Origin of the sequence: Lactobacillus sp. B4026, assembly GCF_026535825.1 — a bacterium.
GTDB lineage: Bacteria > Bacillota > Bacilli > Lactobacillales > Lactobacillaceae > Lactobacillus > Lactobacillus panisapium.
Genome location: NZ_JAFNPD010000018.1, coordinates 1 through 3886 on the forward strand (window position 1 = coordinate 1; position 3886 = coordinate 3886).

Here is a 3886-nt window from a genome sequence, read left to right on the forward strand (position 1 = left end):
AGTCAGAACCATTTGATCCTGAACCATTGCTGCCTGAGCCATTTGAGTCAGAACCATTTGAACCGGAACCATTGCTGCCTGAGCCATTTGAGTCAGAACCATTTGAACCGGAGCCGTTGCTGCCTGAGCCATTATTATTTTTACCAAATGAATTAATTACTTTTGAAGCATCGGCCATAACAATTAGTAATTCTTCATTAGATTTGGCAGCATCAGCTTTATCTTGAAATTCTTTTACAGCTTGATCAATCTTATCCTTGGCTGCTTTTTTATCGCTGTCACTTAACTCGGATTTATCAATGGACTCTTTAGCATCTTCACCCATTTGTTTGATTTGATCTTTAGCTACAGACTTATCTTTTTGGAATTGAGCCTGGTTATCTGCATCAGTTGTTATCTGAGTTACATTCGCAGTTCCATCAGACTTAGCCTTTTCAATTCCATCAGCATCAGTTGCTTTATCAACAGCATCTTTGGCTGCAGCTGCGGCATCATCAACTGCTTTATTCGCAGCAGCTTTTTGCTCATTAGTTAAATTCAAATCTTGAGAAATCTTATTCTTGGCTGCATTAGCTGCGGCATCAATTGCATCCTTAGCAGCTTGCTTTTGATCGTCAAGAGTAATAACTGGTTTTTGAGCTACATCAATTCCAGCAATACCAGCTGCTTTACCATTATTAATGTCTTCAGCATCTTTGGCCTTGTTAATTGAATCTTTAGCTGCAGCTGCGGCATCATCAATAGCTTGTTTTTCTTTAGTCTTTTCTGCAGCAGTCTTAGATTGATCTTTATCAACCTTATCTTTAGCTGCAGTAGCTGCATCAGTAATTGCTTGAATAGCATCAGCCTTTTGACTTTCAAATGGCTTACCAGGAATGTACTGTGCATCGATTGCTTCAACACCAGCATTCATCTTACTGTTAACAGTTGCAGCATCTTCCGCACGATCAATTGCATTCTTAGCTTTATTTGCTTCTAGATCAACATTAGCTATTTGCTTCGACTTTTCAGCTGCGGTTAAGCTTGCATCACTATTAATTCTCTTTCTGATAATTAATGCTTCATCATCAATTGAATCTTTAGCACTTTGCTTTTGTCCTGCTAATTCAATAGCACTATTAGCTTTAACCACATCATTAATTGCGATTGCGCTATCGGAGATAGCTTTACTAATTTCATCAGAACCAACTGCTACTCTAACTGCTTCCTTGCCCTTAGCTGCGGCATCATCAATTGCTTGGTTTGCCTTTGCCTTCTGAGCATCAGTAACATTCTTAGATTGTGCAATCTTATCCTTTGCAGCTGTAGCCGCATCGTCAATTGCTTTAACAGCTGCATTCTTTTGATCTGCAATTGACTTACCTGGAATATATTGAGCATCAATTGCTGCAATTCCAGCTGCCTGCTTATCAGCTACTTCTTGAGCATCTACTGCACGATCAATTGCATTTGTAGCTTTATCTGCTTCTAACTTAACATTAGATATCTGAACTTGCTTCTCATCATTAGTCAAAGTTGGATCAGCAGATATAGCCTTTTCAATTGCAGCTGCTTCAGTAGCAATTTGATCCTTAGCATTTTGCTTCAAAGCCTTTAGGTCAGCTGCACTATTAGCTTTAACTACAGCATTAATTGCATCAATACCATCAGAAACAGCTTGGCTAATTCCTTGAGCGTCTTGAGCTGCATTAATTACTGACTTAGCACTGTTGACTGCATCATCAACTGCTTGATTTGCCTTAGCTTTATCTTCAGGAGTAACGTTCTTAGATTGTGCAATCTTATCTTTTGCTGCAGCAGCGGCATCATCAAGAGCCTTCGCAGCACTAGCTTTTTGATCTGGAAGTGATTTACCAGGTACATATTGCGCATCAATTGCATTAATTCCAGCAACTTCTTTATCACTTATTTCTTGTGAAGTCTTAGCACGATCAATTGCATTCTTAGCTTTTTGCAATTCAGAATCAACATTAGCAATTTGAGTTGCTCGAGCAGACTCATCAAGTGAAGTATCTTTGTTGATAATACCAGTGATTGTAGCTGCTTCTTGGTCAAGCTTATCTTTAGCATCCTTCTTTTGTGAATCAAGATCAGTACCAGATAAGTGCTGAGCGTGAAGTGCTGTAATTCCCTTAGCATATTCTACTTGAACTGCTTGAGCATTAACTGCTCCATCAATTCTGTCAATTGCTTTTTGGGCTTGAGCTTCTACAGCCTTAACTTGATCCGCTTTAGTCTTGTCATCAAGAACTGGATCACTATTAATCGCAGCCTTTACAATTTCAGCTTCGTCTCTAATTAATTGCTTAGCGTATTCTTTTTGCTCAGCTAATGTAAATGGATTACTTACATATTTAGAATCAATTATGGTAATACCACGATCAAGTGAATTCTTAACGCCCTGAGCGTTTGTTGCAGTATCAATACTTTGCTTTGCGCTAGTAGCAGCGGCATCAACAGCTGCAGCTTGATCAGCCTTGGTCTTATCATCAAGTGTTGGGTCTTTAGCAATCCAGCCCTTAATCTTAAGTGCCTCTTCATCAATTCGATCCTTAGCATCTTGCTTTTGATCATCAAGTGTTGTATCGCTTGGTACATAATCATTATCAATTGCAGTAATACCATTATTAGTTTCATTGATAACAGTTTGAGCATTTGCAGCAGCAGCAATCTTATCCTTAGCTGCCTTAGCATCGGCATCGACTTGTGCCTTTTGAGCCGCCTTTTCTTCGTTAGTCAAAGTAGGATCTGTCGTGATTGAATTCTTGATAAGTTTAGCTTCTTGATCAATTCTGTCTTTAGCAGTCTGCTTTTGTTCATCAAGTGTAACGGCACCTGGTTGGTGATCATCATCGATCGCTGTGATACCCGCCTTGAGTTCGTCTTTAACTCCTTGTGCATTCGCAGCAGTATCAATCTTATCCTTAGCTACTCTAGAATCGGCATCTACCTTAGCTTTTTGGGCTGCCTTTTCAGAACTAGTTAAAGTTTCATCATTATCGATGTCCTTCTTGATGTTAACAGCTTCTTGATCAATCCTGTCCTTAGCACTCTGCTTTTGCTCATCAAGTGAAGCCGTATTTGGTACATGATCATTATCAATTGCAGTAATACCTGCTTTGAGCTCATCCTTAACTTCTTGAGCATTCTCAGCATTATCAATATTAGCCTTAGCTATCTTAGCATCTGAATCAACCTTAGCTTTTTGCTTCGATTTTTCAGCTGTTGTTAAGCTGTCATCATTATCGATGTCATTCTTAATATTAACGGCTTCTTGATCAATCTTGTCTTTAGCAGTTTGCTTTTGATCAGGTAATGAAACTGTATTTGGCACATGGTCAGATTCAATCTGCTTAATGCCATCATTACGCGCATCTTCAACACCTTGAGCATTTAATGCATCTTCAATATTCTGCTTTGCAATAGTAGCATCAGTGTCAACCTTAGCCTTTTGCTTGGTCTTTTCAGCCGTTGTTAAAGTTTCATCATTATCAATAGCATTCTTAATTTCAACTGCTTTTTGATCAATCTTATCCTTAGCAATCTTCTTTTGGTCTTCCAGAGAAGTTGTGTTTGGTACGTGATCGTTCCTAATTGCTTCTTCACCAGCATTAAGAGCATCAAGTATACCTTGCGCATCAGCTGCCTTGTCAATGTTGCCCTTAGCTATCTGGGCATCGCTATCGACCTTGGACTTTTGAGCTGTCTTCTCAGAGGTTGTTAAGGTCGGATCTTTATCAATTTCACCCTTAACTTGAGTAGCTATCTGATCAATCTTATCCTTAGCTGTTTGCTTTTGCTCGTCTAACGTCTTTGTTGCTGCATGCGGGAACTCATTAATTGGATCATCATATTGCTTGAACTTATCCTTAATATCCTGCGCATT

The 3886-nt window shown here is 39.2% G+C and carries 1 protein-coding gene; it reads right to left on the reverse strand.

Translation table 11 applies throughout. The features are described from left to right. Window positions 1-3886: DUF1542 domain-containing protein (locus tag J3U69_RS10320; RefSeq protein WP_267414002.1), on the reverse strand; the 3886-nt coding region annotated here is incomplete at both ends.